The following is an 18,788-nucleotide window of genomic DNA, read 5'->3' as shown; positions in this document are numbered from 1 at the left end:
CAATGCAAAAGCCTGTTCTGACAATTGGCCTGGTGGCCGGTGAAACGTCCGGTGACATTCTTGGCGCCGGGTTAATTCGAGCCTTAAAAAAGCATCATCCTGATGCCCGTTTTGTGGGTGTCGCAGGCCCGCTGATGCAGGCTGAAGGATGCGAAGCCTGGTACGAAATGGAAGAACTGGCGGTGATGGGCGTGGTGGAAGTGCTTGAACGGCTGCCACGCCTGTTGAAAATCCGCAAAGATCTGACCCAACGTTTTAGCGAACTCCGGCCTGATGTGTTTGTGGGCATCGATGCCCCGGACTTTAACATCACTCTGGAAGGCCGCTTAAAACAGCGTGGTATCCGCACGATTCATTATGTCAGCCCGTCTGTCTGGGCCTGGCGACAAAAGCGCGTTTTCAAAATCGGCAAAGCGACAGATTTAGTCCTGGCATTCCTGCCCTTCGAAAAAGCGTTCTATGACAAATTCAATGTTCCCTGCCGTTTCATTGGCCATACCATGGCTGATGCGATGCCGTTGCATCCTGACAAACAGGCGGCACGTCTGGCGTTGGGGATCCCTGAAGATGTTCATTGCCTGGCGTTATTGCCGGGGAGTCGTCATGCGGAAGTGGAAATGCTCAGCGCAGATTTCCTGAAAACCGCGTTGCAACTGCGACAAACCTATCCTGATTTGCATATCGTTGTCCCGCTGGTGAATGCGAAACGACGCGAGCAGTTCGAGCGTATCAAGGCTGAAATTGCACCTGATTTGCCTGCTCACTTGCTCGATGGCAAAGGCCGGGAAGCGATGATTGCCAGTGATGCGGCATTGCTGGCTTCAGGGACGGCTGCACTCGAATGTATGCTGGCGAAATGCCCAATGGTGGTGGGTTATCGCATGAAACCTTCCACGTTCTGGCTGGCTGAGCGTCTGGTGAAAACGCCGTATGTTTCGTTGCCCAACCTGCTGGCAAGACGCGAAATCGTCACTGAATTACTGCAAACCGAATGTGTGCCTGAAAAGCTTTCTGCTGCCTTGCTGCCTTTACTGGCTGGCGGAGAGAAAAGCCACGCGCTGCGTGAAACGTTCCTTGAACTGCATGAAAGTATTCGCCGTGATGCAGACGAACAGGCTGCTCAGGCCGTCATGGAGCTGGCAAACCGATGAGCGATGTATTTATCTATCCACAGGCCGTCTGTATCGCGGGTGTGGATGAAGTGGGACGCGGCCCGTTAGTGGGCGCTGTAGTGACAGCTGCTGTGATCCTCGATCCGGCCAATCCGATTAAAGGCCTGGCGGATTCTAAAAAACTGTCTGAAAAGCGTCGTGAGGCGTTGTACATCGAAATAAAAGAGAAAGCGCTGGCCTGGAGCCTCGGCCGCGCTGAACCCCATGAAATCGATGAACTGAATATTCTGCATGCCACCATGCTGGCCATGCAAAGAGCGGTTGCTGGTTTAGGTATCACGCCTGATATGGTGCTGATTGATGGCAACCGCTGCCCTAAACTTCCGATGGCGTCACAGGCGGTCGTGAAAGGGGACAGCAAAGTCGCTGAAATCAGCGCGGCTTCAATTCTGGCTAAAGTCACCCGCGATCGCGAAATGGTTGAACTGGATCTTCAGTTCCCTGAATATGGTTTTGCGAAGCACAAAGGTTACCCGACGCCGGTGCATCTCGAAAGCCTTGCCCGCCTTGGAGCAACAGCACATCACCGACGCAGTTTCTCTCCGGTGAAACGCGCGCTCGGGCTGGCATAACGCATCACTTGTTCCTGCCCCGTTTTGCGGGGTATACAACCCTTAATTCACTCATTTCTGGACTCTGGATATGGCCGAACCTCGTTTTATTCATCTGCGTGTACATAGCGACTACTCCATGGTGGATGGGCTCGCGAAAGTGGGCCCGCTGGTGAAATGCGCAGCGTCACTCGGCATGCCCGCTCTGGCCATAACTGATTTCACCAACCTTTGCGGACTGGTGAAATTTTACGGTGCGGCCCATGGCGCCGGTATTAAACCGATTATCGGTGCAGACCTGAATGTTCAGAGTGAAATCCTCGGTGATGAGCTTGCTCAACTGACCGTGCTGGCGATGAATAATCAGGGCTATCAAAATCTGACCCTGCTCATCTCCAGAGCTTACCAGCGTGGTTATGGCGCTGCCGGTCCGATTGTCGACCTCGAATGGCTTGCTGAACTGAACGAAGGGCTGATCCTGCTTTCCGGTGCAAGAATGGGGGATGTAGGTAAGTTCCTGACCCGCGGCAATGATTTGCAGGTCAATCAGTGTCTGGATTTCTACCAGCAATATTTCCCTGACCGCTATTACCTCGAATTAATTCGTACCGGACGTGCAGAAGAAGAAAACTATCTTCATGCTGCCGTTGCGCTGGCGACAGAGCGTGGCTTGCCGGTCGTGGCCACCAACGACGTACGTTTTATGGTGCCGACCGACTTCGATGCCCATGAAATCCGCGTTGCTATCCACGACGGTTTCACTCTCGACGATCCTAAACGCCCGCGCAATTACACTTCGCAGCAATATATGCGCAGTGAAGACGAAATGTGTGAGCTGTTTGAAGATGTCCCAGAAGCGCTGCAAAACAGCGTGGAAATCGCCAAACGCTGTAACGTGACCATCCGTCTGGGCGAATATTTTCTGCCGCAATTCCCGACCGGTGATATGACCACAGAAGACTTCCTGGTCGAAAAATCAAAAATTGGGCTGGAAGAGCGCCTCGAGTTTTTATTCCCTGATCCGCAAGTGCGCGCGCAGCGACGTCCTGAGTATGACGAGCGTCTGGATATCGAACTCAAAGTTATCAACCAGATGGGATTCCCGGGATACTTCCTGATCGTAATGGAATTCATCCAGTGGTCGAAAGATAACAGCGTGCCGGTAGGTCCCGGGCGTGGTTCCGGTGCCGGTTCTCTGGTCGCATATGCGCTGAAAATTACCGATCTGGATCCGCTCGAGTTTGACCTCCTGTTCGAACGTTTCCTCAACCCTGAACGTGTTTCCATGCCCGACTTCGACGTCGACTTCTGCATGGAGAAACGCGACCGGGTTATCGATCACGTCTCCGAAATGTACGGTCGTGAAGCGGTTTCGCAGATCATCACTTTCGGTACGATGGCTGCCAAAGCGGTTATCCGCGATGTAGGGCGCGTCCTCGGTCACCCTTACGGTTTCGTTGACCGTATTTCAAAACTGGTGCCACCTGACCCAGGTATGACGCTTGAAAAAGCGTTTGCAGCAGAACCCCAGCTACCAGAAATTTATGAGGCTGACGAAGAAGTTAAGTCGCTGATCGACATGGCTCGTCAGCTTGAAGGTGTCACCCGTAACGCCGGTAAACACGCCGGTGGGGTGGTCATCGCGCCAACCAAAATTACCGACTTCGCGCCGCTATATTGCGATGCTGAAGGTAACCACCCGGTTACCCAGTTCGATAAAAACGACGTGGAATATGCCGGGCTGGTGAAGTTTGACTTCCTCGGTCTGCGTACGCTGACCATCATCGACTGGGCGCTGGCAATGATTAACGCCCGCCGTGAGAAAGCCGGTGAGCCACCGCTGGACATTGCGGCCATCCCGCTCGATGACAAAAAAAGCTTCGACATGCTGCAACGCTCGGAAACCACAGCGGTATTCCAGCTTGAATCGCGCGGAATGAAAGATTTGATCAAACGTCTGAAGCCCGACAGTTTCGAAGATATGATCGCACTGGTGGCGCTGTTCCGTCCGGGGCCTTTGCAGTCAGGCATGGTAGATAACTTTATCGACCGTAAACACGGGCGCGAAGAGATTTCCTATCCGGATATTCAGTGGCAGCATGAATCCCTGAAACCTGTACTGGAGCCGACTTACGGCATTATCCTCTACCAGGAACAGGTCATGCAGATTGCGCAGGTTCTGGCGGGTTATTCGCTGGGTGGTGCAGACATGCTTCGTCGTGCGATGGGTAAGAAAAACCCGGTCGAAATGGCCAAGCAGCGCGGCGGCTTTGAAGATGGTGCCAAATCTCGCGGAATTGACGGCGAACTGGCGATTAAAATCTTCGACCTGGTAGAGAAATTCGCCGGTTATGGTTTTAACAAATCACACTCAGCCGCTTATGCATTAGTGTCGTATCAGACGCTGTGGCTTAAAGCGCACTATCCGGCAGAATTCATGGCGGCGGTAATGACCGCGGATATGGATAACACCGAAAAAGTGGTCGGGCTGGTCGATGAATGCTGGCGTATGGGATTGAAGATTCTGCCGCCGGACATCAACAGCGGTTTGTACCATTTCCACGTGAACGACGAAGGTGAAATTGTCTACGGTATTGGCGCCATCAAAGGCGTGGGCGAAGGCCCGATTGAAGCCATTATCGAAGCGCGTAACGAAGGCGGTTATTTCAAAGAGCTTTTTGATCTCTGCGCGCGCGCTGACGTTAAAAAACTGAATAAACGCATTCTCGAAAAACTGATCATGTCCGGTGCCTTTGACCGCCTCGGGCCGCATCGTGCCGCACTGATGAGTTCTTTGCCGGACGCACTGAAAGCGGCTGATCAGCATGCTAAAGCTGAAGCAATTGGTCAGGTGGATATGTTTGGCGTTCTGGCCGAAGCGCCGGAACAAGTCGAAAAATCCTACGCTAACGTAATGCCGTGGCCGGAACAAACGGTGCTGGATGGCGAGCGCGAGACGCTCGGACTCTATCTGACCGGCCATCCGATCACTCAGTATCTGAAAGAAATCGAGCGTTATGGCGGCGGCCAGCGCTTGAAAGATATGCACCCGACAGAACGGGGCAAAATGACCGTCGCAGTGGGACTGGTGCTCGCTGCACGCGTTATGGTCACCAAGCGCGGCAACCGCATTGGGATCTGTACATTGGATGACCGCTCAGGTCGTCTGGAAGTCATGTTGTTCACCGAAGCATTGGAAAAATTTCAGCATTTATTGGAAAAAGACCGTATCCTTATCGCCACAGGACAGGTCAGCTTTGATGACTTCAGTGGCGGGCTTAAAATGATGGCCCGCGATGTAATGGACATCAGTGAAGCACGGGAAAAATATGCTCGCGGTCTTGCTATATCGCTGACTGACAGGCAAATTGATGACCAGCTTTTGAACCGTCTCCGCCAATCGTTGGAACCACATCGATCGGGGACGATACCAGTGCATCTGTATTACCAACGAGAAAACGCAAGAGCCCGGCTACGATTCGGGGCGTCATGGCGTGTTACGCCAACGGACAAACTGTTGCTGGATTTGCGAGGCCTGGTCGGTAGTGAGCAGGTGGAACTGGAATTTGACTAAAATAGGAATGCTATGAGTCTGAATTTTCTTGATTTTGAACAGCCGATTGCGGAACTGGAAGCGAAAATTGACTCGCTGACTGCAGTCAGCCGTCAAGACGAAAAATTAGATATTAATCTGGACGAAGAAGTTGCACGCTTGCGCGAAAAGAGCGTTGAACTGACCCGTAAGATTTTCTCTGATCTGGGTGCCTGGCAAATTGCCCAACTGGCGCGCCATCCTCGTCGCCCTTACACCCTGGATTACATCAAACATATCTTTACCGATTTTGATGAACTCGCAGGTGACCGTGCCTTTGCAGACGATAAAGCTATCGTTGGCGGTATCGCCCGTTTAGGTGAACGTGCCGTGATGATCATTGGTCATCAAAAAGGCCGTGAAACCAAAGAGAAGATTCGTCGTAACTTCGGTATGCCTGCACCTGAAGGGTATCGCAAAGCGTTACGCCTGATGGAAATGGCAGAACGTTTCAAACTGCCAATCATCACCTTTATCGACACTCCGGGTGCTTATCCTGGTGTTGGCGCTGAAGAACGTGGTCAGTCTGAAGCTATCGCCCGTAACCTGCGCGAAATGTCCCGCCTGAATGTTCCGGTTATCTGCACCGTTATCGGTGAAGGTGGTTCCGGTGGCGCACTGGCGATCGGCGTTGGCGACAAAGTTAACATGCTGCAATACAGCACCTATTCGGTCATTTCACCGGAAGGATGTGCATCTATCTTGTGGAAGAGCGCGGATAAAGCGCCTCTGGCTGCGGAAGCAATGGGTATTGTTGCGCCGCGTCTGAAAGAGCTGAAACTGATCGACTCTGTGATCCCGGAACCTTTGGGTGGCGCTCACCGCAACGTGGAAGCCATGGCCGCTTCTCTGCGTGCGCAACTGGAAGCTGATCTCAGCGATCTGGATGTTCTCAGCACTGAAGAACTGCGCAACCGCCGTTATCAGCGTCTGATGACTTACGGTTACTGCTGATTTGCGAGTGATTTTGAAAAGGCCATGCTTATGCATGGCCTTTTTTATTGCCTGTTTTCCCGCTTATTTCACGCCCGATTTTTCCTGCAATCTTACATGTAATCTTAAAGTCTTCCCGTTTTACCCTAAACTCACCCACAAAGGGTACACAGCAGCGAGCAACCGTGTTTCTATTAATACCTGAGAGAAAAACAACAGAAGGATTTGTCAGATGAATATTATCGCTATCATGCGCCCGGAAGGGGCTTACTACAAAGAGGAGCCAATCCGCGAACTGGATAGCGCACTGACGCTTCTTGGGTTTCAGATAATTTATCCGCGTGACCGGGCTGACTTACTTAAACTCATCGAAAATAATGCGCGGATCTGCGGCGCAATTTTCGACTGGGATCAGCATAGCGAAGAGTTGTGTACCGAAATAAACGAACTAAATGAATACCTGCCGCTTTATGCTTTCATCAATACGCATTCGACGCTGGACGTTGACGTCAATGAAATGCGCATGGTGCTGTATTTCTTTGAATATGCGCTGAGTGCCGCCGATGACATTGCCAAACGCGTCCGTCAGTACACCGATGAATATATCGATACGATCACGCCGCCGCTGACAAAAGCGTTATTCACCTATGTGGAAGAAGGGAAATACACCTTCTGTACACCCGGGCATATGGCCGGTACGGCTTTTTTGAAAAGTCCGGTGGGAACGCTATTCTATGATTTTTTCGGCGCTAAAACGCTGAAAGCGGATGTGTCGATTTCGGTAACTGAGCTGGGTTCTTTGCTCGATCATACCGGCCCGCATCTTGAGGCCGAAGAATATATCGCGCGGACGTTTGGCTCTGAACAGAGTTATATCGTTACCAATGGTACCTCGACGGCGAACAAAATTGTCGGCATGTATGCGGCACCGGCAGGGAGCACGGTGCTGATTGACCGTAACTGTCATAAATCACTCGCGCACCTGATGATGATGACTAATATCGTGCCGGTCTATTTGCGGCCGAACCGCAATGCTTACGGCATTCTTGGTGGTATCCCGCAGCGTGAATTCACCCGCGAAAGCATCGAAGAGAAAATTGCCCAGACCGCGAATGCTACCTGGCCGGTTCATGCCGTCATCACCAATTCCACCTACGATGGCTTGTTGTACAACACCGATTACATTAAGAACACGCTGGATGTTCCGTCGATTCATTTTGATTCCGCATGGGTGCCGTATACCAACTTCCATCCGATTTATGATGGCAAAAGCGGAATGAGCGGGGAACGGATCCCGGGAAAAGTCATCTATGAAACGCAGTCGACGCACAAATTGCTGGCCGCTTTCTCGCAGGCTTCGATGATTCATATTAAGGGCGATTATAACGAAAGCACGTTTAATGAAGCCTACATGATGCACACCACCACCTCGCCAAACTACGGTATTGTTGCTTCGGCGGAAACCGCAGCGGCGATGTTGCGCGGGAACCCCGGCCGACGTCTGATCAACCGATCAGTTGAACGTGCGCTGCATTTTCGTAAAGAGATCCAAAGGCTTCGCGAAGAGACTGACGGCTGGTTCTTCGATATCTGGCAGCCCGAACATATTGATGAAGCTGAATGCTGGCCGCTGGATCCGGATCAAAACTGGCACGGTTTTGCCAACGCCGATACCGATCATATGTATCTGGATCCGATCAAAGTGACCATCCTGACACCCGGCATGAATGAAATGGGTAAGCTTGAAGAGGAAGGGATCCCGGCTGCGTTAGTGGCGAAATTCCTGGATGAGCGCGGCGTGGTGGTGGAAAAAACCGGCCCCTACAATCTGCTTTTCCTGTTCAGTATCGGCATTGATAAAACCAAATCTATGAGCCTGATGCGCGGACTGACCGATTTTAAACGCAGTTATGATCTCAATTTGCGGGTCAAGAATATGCTGCCAGATCTCTATGCGGAAGATCCTGATTTCTACCGCAATATGCGAATTCAGGATCTGGCGCAGGGGATCCACAAGCTGATCGTCCGCCACGACTTGCCGCGGTTAATGCTGGAAGCCTTTGATGTGCTGCCGGAAATGAAAATGACGCCGTACGAAATGTTCCAGCATCAGGTTCGCGGCCATATTGATGAATGTGATATCGATGAGCTGATCGGCAAAGTATCCGCTAACATGATCCTGCCTTACCCGCCGGGCGTGCCGGTGGTGATGCCGGGAGAGATGATCACCGAGGAAAGCCGCGCGGTGCTCGATTTCCTGATTATGTTGTGCTCAATAGGCGAGCGTTATCCCGGCTTTGAAACCGATATTCATGGAACGCGTCTCACAGAAGACGGACGCTATCTGGTGAAAGTCTTAAAACTTCCGGAAGCGGAGTAACAAACAGCCCTCTTCGTGGACTGCACCCCAAAAGTTGGACACCCAACTGAGTAAGGTGCAGTTTTTTATGGCGAAGCCAAAATATACCCTCGAAACCAGAATGGCTGTGGTCAGCCATTACCTCTACGGCAATGACGGGACACAACGGACCGCAGAACGTTTTGGTGTCGAAAGAACATCCGTTCGTCGCTGGGTCAGAGCCTGGCAATTACACGGTATTGATGGCATTACCTGGAAAAATGACCGCCATTCTCCGGCATTCCGGATTGCTGTTGTCCGGACTGTTCTCGGTGAAGAACTTTCAATGCGCGAAGCTGCCGCACGGTTTAATATCTCAAACGAGACCGTCGTCCGGCACTGGGTTAATGTCTACAAAGACGCTGGTGAGAATGGACTTCTGAGCATAAAACCCGGCCGGAGCAAAGGCATGACAAAACCCAAAAAAGCATCCCCACTTACCGATGAGGCGCTGGAAAAGTTATCTCCCGAAGAGCTGCGGGCTGAGCTCCGTTACCTGCGTGCAGAGAATGCCTACCTAAAAAAGCTAAAGGCCTTAGTTCAAAGCGAGAAAAACGGCAAAAAGCCGCAATAATCAGTGAGCTAAGGCGTAATTATGCGCTTAGTGACCTTCTGCGTGCAGCGGGGATGTCCCGCAGTACGTGGTATCACAATATGAACGCGCTGAAGCGAGTGGACAGGCATGCCGGACTGAAAGACAAAATCAGAGAGATATACCACCATCATAAAGGGCGTTATGGTTACCGCAGGATCACGCTCTCACTGAGAAAGCAGGGGCTGCTGGTGAACCATAAAACAGTACAGCGGCTGATGGCAGAGGTGTCGCTCCGGTCGCTTATCAGGGTGAAGAAATATCGCGCCTGGAAAGGGGAAGCGGGCAAGGCAGCCTCCAACCTCCTGAGTCGGGACTTCAGTGCATCAAAAGCCAACGAAAAGTGGGTTACGGATGTTACAGAGTTCTCGATACAGGGTAAAAAGTTGTACCTGTCACCGGTTCTCGATCTTTTTAACCGGGAAATCATCTCATACAGCCTGTCGGAAAGACCGGTGATGGAAATGGTGAATACCATGCTGCGTGATGCGTTCGCAAAGCTCAGTCCAGAAGATGCCCCGTTGTTGCACTCGGATCAGGGTTGGCAGTATCGAATGGCAGCCTATCAGGCAAAATTAAAGGCAGAGGGCATAACGCAAAGTATGTCGCGTAAAGGAAACTGCCTGGATAATGCTGTAATGGAGAACTTCTTCGGTACGCTGAAATCGGAGTGTTTTTACCTGAGCCAGTTCGGGAGTCTCAGGGAACTGAGGGAGGCGATAGAGGGGTATATCCATTACTACAACAACGAAAGAATAAGCCTGAAATTAAAAGGCCTGAGTCCGGTAGAATACCGAACCCAGGCCCTGAAAGCCGCTTAACATGAACTGTCCAACTTTATGGGGTCAGTCCATCATGAGGGCTTTTTATTGACGACTCCGGACAGCCTGAGTAACGTTCACCTCAGAAATCAACAGGACATGACTATGCTTAATCTTCGCCAGATCCATCACATTGCTATTATTGGTTCCGATTATGAGGCCAGTAAACACTTCTACTGCGACATTCTCGGGTTCACGTTGCAGGGCGAGTTTTACCGTGAAGAGCGTGATTCCTGGAAGGCCGATCTGGCGCTAAACGGTCAGTACACCATTGAGCTATTTAGCTTCCCGCGACCACCGGAACGACCAACTCGTCCGGAAGCCTGTGGATTGCGCCATCTTGCTTTCAGCGTGGAAGATATCGAACAGTCCATTTCTGCGCTCACTGCGGCGGGTGTTGTCAGTGAACCGGTAAGAATCGATCCGTATACCGGTAAAAAATTCACCTTCTTTAACGATCCTGATGGTTTACCGCTGGAACTGTACGAACTTTGAATATTCTATGAACTCAAGAATTGCCCCGACATTTCTGACTGAGCATCTGCGCCATAAAATCGGTGACGCACGAAAACTTTGCGTGGCGTTCAGTGGCGGGCTGGATTCTTCTGTCCTGCTGGCCGGGCTGGCAGAGTTACGTGATACTACGCTACCGCAGGTCGAACTGCGTGCGCTGCATATTCACCACGGATTAAGTCAGTTTGCCGATGACTGGATGGCGCACTGCCAGGCGTTTTGCCATCAACGTAATATTCCTTTTTCCGCCGTTAAAGTTCAGGTCGATGCGCATAAAGGCGGCATCGAAGCCGCCGCGAGAACGGCGCGGTATCAGGTTTTTGCCGGCAATCTGGCTGAGAATGAAATCTTACTGACCGCGCAGCATCTCAACGATCAATGTGAAACTTTTATGCTGGCGCTTAAGCGTGGCAGCGGCCCTGCCGGTCTTTCCGCGATGAGCGCGGACAGCTCGGTTCACGGTTATCGTTTGTTACGGCCTTTGCTGGATCTCAGCCGTGAGCAGCTTGAAGAGTGTGCGGCACGGCTTCAGATCAGCTGGATTGAAGACGACAGTAACCGGGATGCCCGCTTTGATCGCAATTTTCTGCGACTCGATATTTTGCCTGCTCTTTATCAGCGCTGGCCGCATTTTGCCTCGGCTACAGCCCGTAGCGCTTTGCTCTGCGCAGAGCAGGAGACGTTACTGGATGAATTGCTCAGTGAGTTGCTCACAGCGTTAACTGACGATGAGGGCAGTTTGTCAGTCGAGGGTTTGAAGGCGTTTTCGGCAGTAAGGCGCTCTGCGTTATTGCGTCGCTGGCTGGCATCGTGTGGTGCAAAGATGCCTTCGCGGGAACAACTGCAAAGAATATGGGACGAGGTGGCACTCAGCCGCGAAGATGCGCAGGCACAGTTAGTGCTCGGCTCTTTGGTCATCAGGCGTTTTCGCCAGCGTTTGTATTTATTGCCAGAATTCCAGTCACTGAAAGATGTGGTGATCCAATGGGATCCAGCTGAGAAATTAACGTTACCCGACTGGCTGGGGTATCTGAAGGCCGATCCAGATCCTGCCTTGCAGGCGGCTAAATATGTGATCCGCCAGCCCCGCACTGATGAAAAGGTCACTGTGCGTTTTAAGGCGCACGGTGTTATCGAAAAAGTCGGACGGGAACGGGCGCGTCAGGCCAAAAAACTTTGGTCTGAGCTGGGCGTTCCGCCGTGGCAGCGGGATCGTATTCCATTGATTTATTACAATGAACAACTGATGGCTGCACCGGGATGGTTCACCACCCGCCAGTCTCAGCCCGAAAATAATGAAGCGCAGTGGCAGATCGTCTGGTCGGCTCTGCCATAAAAGAATAGAACAGTTTATTTGGGTGAATCATATTCGCCCGGGGAGTGGTGATGCAGGTGACAGTCGTTGAAAAAACAGTGATAAGGGCAGTAATAGGGAGCGTGGCGTTAATGCTGATCTCTTTACCGGCATTGGCAGGCGGTAACATTGCTGACGGGCAGTCAAAATCCGTTAGTTGCGCGGCGTGCCATGGCGCAACGGGTAAAGCCGTTAATTCAATTTACCCTAATCTGGCGGGCCAAAATGCCGATTATCTGGCGCTTTCACTGCATGCTTATAAGAAAGGTGAGAGAAGTGGCGGGCAGGCGGGCGTGATGCAGGCTTTTAGTTCGTCATTATCCGATCAGGATATCAGTGATTTGTCGGCGTATTACGCCAGTCTGATGCCGCAGAAATAAGTCTGCCTTCAGAAATGCAAACGGGCAATCCTGAGATTGCCCGTTAGGTAAACTGACGACAGTTGAGGCTATTCAGCGCTGACCACAACGGTGCCAATTTCCGGATGGCTAAAGCTTTCAATGTGATCTAAACGAAGATCCCGTTGCTCGCCGTTCGCATCAACCACCAGATATTCCACCTTTTTACGCATTAACAAATCGTTGGCTTTTGCCTCAACAATTTCTCCGCTACGCATCTTCAGCGTCAAAACCAGGTGATGCTGGCAGGCGAGCTCGAGATTATCGTAGTCATCGCAATTGATGGGTTGGTACTCATCATTCATCGACATAATCGCTCACCAATAAGTTAGCGGCGGCATAGGCCGCCTGGTCCCTAACGGAAGACGGAAGTTCAGCATTTGCTGCCACTTCGTCCAATGCTTTCAATACACAGCCCAACGCATCGGGCACATACCCGAGATCGCCACTGGCGATTTCAGAATATTTACGGCGTACCAACTCACAGTATTGTTGCATAAGTTCTCCCTAAAAAGCGTATCCCTCTGAGGAAAGCGCAGAAAGATAAACTCTCAGTATTTAACGACTATAGCACAGGAGAGTGTGAGTTATTAGCCGGCCTGTAAAGGTAAATCGTTTGCGTAAAGCCATTATTGAGGATGACCATCGGGGGAAAACTGGTCGCCGCAGGACGCTTTCAAGTACACTGTGCGTCTATTATCAAGGGGTTTACCATGGCGTTAAAAGCAACCATTTATAAAGCAGCAGTCAATATCGCCGATATGGATCGCAATTTCTTTCATGATGCCAGCCTGACACTGGCGCAGCATCCTTCCGAAACAGAACAACGCATGATGCTGCGTTTGCTGGCATGGATTTATCATGCCGACGAAAGACTGACGTTTACCCGCGGATTAAGCGCGGAAGATGAACCGGAAATCTGGCGTAAGAATGACCACAACGGTATCGAATTGTGGGTTGAACTAGGATTGCCTGATGAGAAGCGTCTGAAAAAGGCCTGTAACCAATCGCGCGAAGTCGTACTTTACGCGTATGGTGAGCGTGCGGCGAAAGTCTGGTGGTCGCAAATCGAAGGGAAAGTCAGAGGTTTTGAGAACCTGCGAATCCGTTATATAGAAGATGAGTTACTGACTCAGCTGACCGCTTTTGGCAGCCGTACCATGAATTTACAGGCGACGTTGCAGGATGGAACTATCTGGCTTTCTGATGCTCAGAGTAATTTAGAAATTCATTTTTCTGAATGGAAAGAGTCTGTTGTAAAAGAAACCAGGTAATCAGCGTGCTAATACTTTCCGGAAAAGTGGAAATACCCGACAGCGAAGTTGAATTGACCGCGATACGCGCTCAGGGTAACGGCGGTCAGAACGTCAATAAAACATCAACGGCTATTCATTTACGCTTTGATATTAAAGCGTCGAGTTTGCCAGAATATTACAAAGAGCGGTTACTGGCGTTCAATCATCACTCTGTTACCGCCGACGGCTGGGTGATTATCAAGGCCCAGGAATACCGGAGTCAGGAGATGAACCGTGAAGCTGCTCTGGCACGGCTTGGGGCATTGATTTCACAAGCGATGGTAGTAGAGAAACCGCGCCGTGCAACAAAACCCACCCGGGGGTCTAAAATTCGTCGGGTAGAAAGTAAAGTTCGCAAGGGTGCGACGAAAGCATTGCGGGGCAAGATACGTTAGCCCTAAATTCGTGCTGCAGGACAATTTTTATCGCAGCACTGTGGAATAGCAGTAGGGGAGAAACTGTGAAAAAAATCATTATAGGAGCAGTGCTGGCGCTCGGGGCGTTATCATTGTTCGGCTGTCATACCGCCGCATTTAACCATGAGAAACCTTTGCAGGCGATGCAGCAAAGTTACAGCGGTGTGTTGCCTTGTGCCGATTGCAGTGGCCTGAAGACGTCACTTTTCCTGCAACAGGACGGAACCTATATCCTGCAGGAAATCTATCAGGGAAGTAAAGACGGCGATCAGGCGTTCGCCAGTTACGGAAGCTGGGCGCGGACGGCCGACAAACTGGTACTGACTGGAAACGATGGTGAGAAACGCTACTTCCATCCGAAAGATGAAAATCTGGAAATGCTGGATATGAGCGGCGAGCCTATCACTTCTCAGTTCAACTATACCCTGAAGCCGGTGCAGCAAAGTTTGCCTAAGACGCCGATGGCACTGAGCGGAATGATGCAATACAGCGCGGATGCTGCGTCGTTTAAAGATTGTGCGACCGGTAAAGTGTTCCCGATGTCGGCCAATAAATCACTGGAAGAAGGTTATCTTTCGACGCGCAAAACACCGAACCAGCTGGTTTTCCTTTCGATGGAGGGGCATTTCATGACCGAACCATCAATGGAAGAAGGACAGATGCAGAAAGCTGTCGTAGCGGATAAAAACGTTAAGTTTGACGCAACGAAATCCTGCCCTTAAAAAAAAGCTGCCTGCGCAGCACAAACTGAATTGCACAAAAAGAGAAATGCCCGCAAAAAGCGGGCATTTTTTACGTCAACAAATCGTTGTCCGATCTTAACGCGGGATCTGACTCAGCAGGTATTCAACGATATCGCCTTGTTTAATCATCTGTTTTTCGCCGGTACGACGGTTTTTGTATTCCAGCTCTTCAGCATCCAGATTACGATCGCCAATCACCACGTGATGTGGAACGCCGATCAGTTCCATATCTGCAAACATGACGCCCGGACGTTCTTTACGATCGTCGAGGATCACATCAATACCGTGTGAGCGCAGTTCTTTGTACAACGCTTCCGCCGCATCTTTCACGCGGAAAGATTTGTGCATGTTCATTGGCAGAATAGCGACCTGGAATGGTGCGATAGCATCCGGCCAGATAATGCCGCGATCATCGTGATTCTGTTCAATCGCTGCAGCAACCACACGGGTCACGCCGATACCGTAACAACCCATAGTCATCACCTGGTTTTTGCCATCTTCGCCCTGAACAGTTGCATTCATTGCTTCTGAGTATTTGGTACCCAGCTGGAAGATATGACCGACTTCGATACCGCGTTTGATAACCAGAGTGCCCTGACCATCCGGGCTTGGATCACCGGCAACGACGTTACGGATATCCGCCACTTCTGGCAGCGCAGCATCGCGATCCCAGTTAATACCGAAGTAGTGTTTACCGTCGATGTTGGCGCCTGCGCTGAAATCGCTCATGGCGGCAACCGTGCGGTCAGCCACAACTGGCATTGGCAGATTGACCGGACCAAGTGAACCCGGACCAGCAGCCACGATTTCACGAATCTCAGCTTCCGTTGCGAAAGTCAGTGGTGCTGCAACTTGTGGCAATTTCTCGGCTTTGATTTCATTCAGTTCGTGATCACCACGAACCAGCAGCGCAACCAGCTTATGGCCGCTTTCTGCGGTAGCGTGAACCATCAGGGTTTTAACGGTTTTCTCAACCGGAACCTGGAACTGTTCTGTCAGTTCAGCGATGGTTTTGGCATCAGGGGTTTCAACAACACGCATCTCTTCAGCAGGTGCAGCGCGTGGTGTCGTTGGTGCTAACGCTTCAGCAAACTCAATGTTAGCCGCGAAATCAGAGGAGTCAGAGAACACCACGTCATCTTCGCCGCTTTGTGCCAGAACCTGGAACTCATGCGATGCGCTGCCGCCAATAGAACCGGTATCTGCAAGAACAGCACGGAAATCCAGCCCCATGCGGTTGAAGATCTGGCTATAGGCTGCATACATTGCATCATACGTTTCCTGCAAAGATTCCTGCGTCGTGTGGAACGAGTAGGCGTCTTTCATCAGGAATTCACGGGAACGCATCACGCCAAAGCGCGGACGAACTTCGTCACGGAACTTGGTCTGGATCTGGAAGAAATTCAGCGGCAATTGTTTGTACGAGCTGACTTCATTACGGATCAAATCGGTAATGACTTCTTCGTGGGTCGGACCCAAAACGAATGGACGATCGCCACGGTCAACGAAACGCAGCAACTCGGGACCATATTGTTCCCAACGTCCGCTCTCTTGCCATAAATCAGCGGGCTGAACCACCGGCATCGACACTTCAATGGCGTTCGCGTTGTTCATTTCTTCGCGTACGATGTTTTCGACTTTCTTGAGAACACGTAAGCCGGTTGGCAGCCAGGTATACAGGCCTGAGGCCAGTTTACGGATCATCCCCGCACGCAGCATCAGCTGATGGCTGATCACTTCCGCGTCGGCTGGCGTCTCTTTTAGTGTAGAGAGCAGATATTGAGTAGTACGCATGATGTTGTTGGTTCCGTTAGCACTGCAAATTGCAATCAGGCTGCCAGTGGCAGCCAAAACGTGAAAAGTGGCTTAGTTTACCAGCGAGTTGCTGTTGTCAAAAGAGACGCAGAGGAAATTAGTTTTTGTCCAGGGACAATACCTGATTCAGGGAGCCCGTTACCCGCCAGCGGACATTAAAGTCCAGCAGACGAACAGCGTAATCCCGGTCGGTGGCTTCGCCTTTGCGGTAAGCCGGGCGGGGGTCTTGTCCCAGAACCTGCGTGATAAAACGGCGCAGATGCGGATATTGCCTCGCATGTTCAGCCAGCTGCCGTTCAGCCTGTGGTAAAAATTCGACCGGCATATCGGCATCCGGTGCGTGCTGGGCAAATCCGGCGCGCGCGTCAGGATGGCTTTCTGCAAAGGGAAGATAAGGCTTAATATCCACAACAGGCGTACCATCCACCAAATCCAGACTGCCCAGTTGCAAAATAACATTCTGCCCCTGACAGCGGATCCCTTTCAGCTCGACCAGAGACATTCCGAGCGGGTTGGGGCGGAAGGTCGAACGGGTGGCAAACAAGCCGGTGCGCGTATTCCCGCCTAAACGCGGCGGGCGAACGGTCGGACGCCAGCCACCTTCCATCGTCTGATGAAAAATAAACATCACCCATAAATGGCTGAAATCTTCCAGCCCGCGAACGGCTTCGGGCTGGTTATATGGCGAGTGCAGATGTAATTCGCCGCCACCATCCTCAATCAAACCCGGCTGGCGCGGAACAGCAAACTTCTCTTTATAGGGCGAGTGAATCGTCCCTATTTGTTCAAATGAAAATGAGGTCATTTAAACGTGACGTTCAGGGCTGAACCCTGACAAATCGCTTGCTGGAAGCAACCCGGCACACCACTGATGATCTGGCACTGGTGCAGTAATACCGCATTGGCCTTCATATAAGAGGCACGGGTTAGCATTCTTTTACGCGCAGTAGCAAGGCTCGGCGGCGCGTCATTTTGATCACCCTGGCAGGATTCACCGGAGACTTCGCCTAAATCACGGAAAGGGCTACCAACCAGGGCTTCAGCATCTTTATAGAGTTTTACCGGGGCAGGGCGGACCGGAGCCGGTTTAGGTTTGACTGGTTTTGGCTCTTCTTTTACAACGGGTGCAGGAGGGGTTGGCTGTGGATGTTGAGTCAAAGAACAACCCGCCAGCAAAAGCGCCGACAAACAGAGAGGTAAAGCACGCATGGTATATCCTCTGCTTTTTAATATGTTTACAGGAAAGAATGTGGCGTTATTGAACCAAGGTATTGAGGAAATAACAAGGCGGGCATATGCCCGCCTTGAATTTATTTATGAAAGCAATATTTACAGCGTAAGGGGCAGAGCAAAACCTGCTTCCCTGACAGCAACGGATTACCAGCCTTTAACTGCGCCGCCGTTGAAGATTTTGTTCGCTGCAGCGTTAACTTCATCAGACTGGTAAGCCTGAACGAATTTCTTCACGTTTTCAGCGTCTTTGTTATCTTCACGCGCAACGATCAGGTTAACGTACGGAGATTCTTTATCTTCTACGAAGATGCCATCTTTCTCTGGAGTCAGGTTGATCTGGCTCGCGTAAGTGGTGTTGATCACAGCCAGAGCGATTTTCGCATCATCCAGTGAACGTGGCAGTTGTGGTGCTTCCAGCTCAACCAGTTTCAGATTTTTAGGATTCTCAGTCACATCCAGAACGGTTGGCAGCAGACCAACGCCATCTTTCAGTTTAATCAGACCCACTTTTTGCAGCAGCAGCAATGAACGGCCGAGGTTAGTCGGGTCGTTTGGCAGAGCAACCTGATCGCCCTCTTTCAGTTCATCAACAGATTTGATTTTCTTAGAGTAACCTGCGATTGGGTATACGAAGGTGTTACCGACCGGAACCAGTTTGTAACCACGATCTTTAATCTGCTGATCCAGGTAAGGCTTGTGCTGGAAGGCGTTAACGTCGATATCGCCTTTGCTCAGCGCTTCGTTAGGCAATACGTAATCGTTGAACGTCACCAGCTCAACATCAAGGCCATATTTCTCTTTCGCTACTTTCTGAGCAACTTCAGCAACTTGTTGTTCTGAACCCACAATCACGCCCACTTTGATGTGGTTTGGATCTTGTTCTTTTGGTCCGCAACCGACTAATGCCAGCGATCCCAGAAGTGCGCCAACAACGGCAATGGATTTGAATTTGTTAGACATGT

General features: G+C 51.1%; 18 protein-coding genes. 12 read left to right on the top strand and 6 right to left on the bottom strand.

Annotation, left to right across the window (positions count from 1 at the left end):
- Positions 1 to 2: 2 nt before the first annotated feature.
- From lpxB to CKQ54_RS20430, 9 genes are all read left to right on the top strand, one after another.
- Complete coding sequence (lpxB, locus tag CKQ54_RS20470; protein WP_120163111.1) at positions 3 to 1,151, top strand: lipid-A-disaccharide synthase; 1,149 nt, start codon at positions 3 to 5, stop codon at positions 1,149 to 1,151.
- Positions 1,148 to 1,744, top strand: a complete 597-nt coding sequence (gene rnhB / locus CKQ54_RS20465) for a ribonuclease HII (protein WP_113878217.1) — start codon at positions 1,148 to 1,150, stop codon at positions 1,742 to 1,744. The genes lpxB and rnhB overlap by 4 nt, the downstream gene beginning before the upstream one ends.
- A gap of 70 nt (positions 1,745 to 1,814) precedes the next feature.
- Positions 1,815 to 5,297: a DNA polymerase III subunit alpha gene (gene dnaE, locus CKQ54_RS20460; protein ID WP_112288337.1), complete on the top strand. Its 3,483-nt coding sequence runs from the start codon at positions 1,815 to 1,817 to the stop codon at positions 5,295 to 5,297.
- A 12-nt stretch (positions 5,298 to 5,309) separates the two neighbouring features.
- Positions 5,310 to 6,269 (top strand): acetyl-CoA carboxylase carboxyl transferase subunit alpha, encoded by a 960-nt coding sequence (gene accA / locus CKQ54_RS20455; RefSeq protein ID WP_101079205.1) that lies wholly within the window; start codon positions 5,310 to 5,312, stop codon positions 6,267 to 6,269.
- 211 nt (positions 6,270 to 6,480) lie between these two features.
- Positions 6,481 to 8,628: a lysine decarboxylase LdcC gene (locus CKQ54_RS20450; protein ID WP_120163112.1), complete on the top strand. Its 2,148-nt coding sequence runs from the start codon at positions 6,481 to 6,483 to the stop codon at positions 8,626 to 8,628.
- A gap of 67 nt (positions 8,629 to 8,695) precedes the next feature.
- A protein-coding gene (locus CKQ54_RS20445) for an IS3 family transposase (protein WP_120349682.1) occupies positions 8,696 to 10,059 on the top strand; the annotation gives its coding sequence in 2 pieces (ribosomal slippage) (positions 8,696 to 9,185 and positions 9,185 to 10,059; 1,365 coding nt in all).
- Between the two features lie 105 nt (positions 10,060 to 10,164).
- Positions 10,165 to 10,554 (top strand): VOC family protein, encoded by a 390-nt coding sequence (locus tag CKQ54_RS20440; RefSeq protein WP_120164093.1) that lies wholly within the window; start codon positions 10,165 to 10,167, stop codon positions 10,552 to 10,554.
- 7 nt (positions 10,555 to 10,561) lie between these two features.
- Positions 10,562 to 11,908: a tRNA lysidine(34) synthetase TilS gene (gene tilS / locus CKQ54_RS20435; RefSeq protein ID WP_120164094.1), complete on the top strand. Its 1,347-nt coding sequence runs from the start codon at positions 10,562 to 10,564 to the stop codon at positions 11,906 to 11,908.
- 110 nt (positions 11,909 to 12,018) lie between these two features.
- Entirely contained in the window at positions 12,019 to 12,306 is a 288-nt protein-coding gene (locus CKQ54_RS20430; protein ID WP_120164095.1) for a c-type cytochrome, read from the top strand.
- A 68-nt stretch (positions 12,307 to 12,374) separates the two neighbouring features.
- Here the strand turns inward: CKQ54_RS20430 and rof are convergent, their stop codons facing one another.
- Both rof and CKQ54_RS20420 read right to left on the bottom strand, forming a co-directional pair.
- Positions 12,375 to 12,635 carry a Rho-binding antiterminator gene (rof, locus tag CKQ54_RS20425; RefSeq protein ID WP_112288342.1) on the bottom strand — a complete coding sequence of 87 codons (261 nt, stop codon included), beginning with the start codon at positions 12,633 to 12,635 and terminating at the stop codon, positions 12,375 to 12,377.
- Positions 12,622 to 12,822: a YaeP family protein gene (locus tag CKQ54_RS20420; protein ID WP_015696108.1), complete on the bottom strand. Its 201-nt coding sequence runs from the start codon at positions 12,820 to 12,822 to the stop codon at positions 12,622 to 12,624. The genes rof and CKQ54_RS20420 overlap by 14 nt, the downstream gene beginning before the upstream one ends.
- Before the next feature lie 215 nt (positions 12,823 to 13,037).
- Between CKQ54_RS20420 and CKQ54_RS20415 the strand changes: the two genes are divergently transcribed.
- The 3 genes from CKQ54_RS20415 to nlpE all read left to right on the top strand — a co-directional run bounded on the left by CKQ54_RS20415 (position 13,038) and on the right by nlpE (position 14,757).
- Positions 13,038 to 13,598 (top strand): YaeQ family protein, encoded by a 561-nt coding sequence (locus tag CKQ54_RS20415; RefSeq protein WP_112288343.1) that lies wholly within the window; start codon positions 13,038 to 13,040, stop codon positions 13,596 to 13,598.
- Complete coding sequence (gene arfB / locus CKQ54_RS20410; RefSeq protein ID WP_369921133.1) at positions 13,565 to 14,014, top strand: alternative ribosome rescue aminoacyl-tRNA hydrolase ArfB; 450 nt, start codon at positions 13,565 to 13,567, stop codon at positions 14,012 to 14,014. Before CKQ54_RS20415 ends, arfB begins: the two co-directional genes overlap by 34 nt.
- A 65-nt stretch (positions 14,015 to 14,079) precedes the next feature.
- Positions 14,080 to 14,757: an envelope stress response activation lipoprotein NlpE gene (gene nlpE / locus CKQ54_RS20405; RefSeq protein ID WP_120164096.1), complete on the top strand. Its 678-nt coding sequence runs from the start codon at positions 14,080 to 14,082 to the stop codon at positions 14,755 to 14,757.
- Between the two features lie 96 nt (positions 14,758 to 14,853).
- Here nlpE and proS read toward each other — a convergent pair whose 3' ends face one another.
- From proS to CKQ54_RS20380, 4 genes are all read right to left on the bottom strand, one after another.
- A complete protein-coding gene (gene proS / locus CKQ54_RS20400) occupies positions 14,854 to 16,572 on the bottom strand; it encodes a proline--tRNA ligase (RefSeq protein ID WP_120164097.1) in 1,719 nt (572 codons plus the stop codon).
- Positions 16,573 to 16,690: 118 nt separating this feature from the next.
- Complete coding sequence (gene tsaA, locus CKQ54_RS20390; protein ID WP_120164099.1) at positions 16,691 to 17,398, bottom strand: tRNA (N6-threonylcarbamoyladenosine(37)-N6)-methyltransferase TrmO; 708 nt, start codon at positions 17,396 to 17,398, stop codon at positions 16,691 to 16,693.
- The gene (gene rcsF / locus CKQ54_RS20385) at positions 17,395 to 17,802 is read right to left on the bottom strand and encodes an Rcs stress response system protein RcsF (RefSeq protein ID WP_120164100.1); all 408 of its coding nucleotides are present in this window, start codon (positions 17,800 to 17,802) and stop codon (positions 17,395 to 17,397) included. Before rcsF ends, tsaA begins: the two co-directional genes overlap by 4 nt.
- Before the next feature lie 168 nt (positions 17,803 to 17,970).
- Complete coding sequence (locus tag CKQ54_RS20380) at positions 17,971 to 18,786, bottom strand: MetQ/NlpA family lipoprotein (RefSeq protein WP_112288350.1); 816 nt, start codon at positions 18,784 to 18,786, stop codon at positions 17,971 to 17,973.
- Between the last annotated feature and the right edge of the window lie 2 nt (positions 18,787 to 18,788).

Origin of the sequence: Rahnella variigena, from assembly GCF_003610915.1 — a bacterium.
In the GTDB taxonomy this organism is placed as follows: domain Bacteria; phylum Pseudomonadota; class Gammaproteobacteria; order Enterobacterales; family Enterobacteriaceae; genus Rahnella; species Rahnella variigena.
This window is presented reverse-complemented; position numbering and strand designations above follow the sequence as displayed.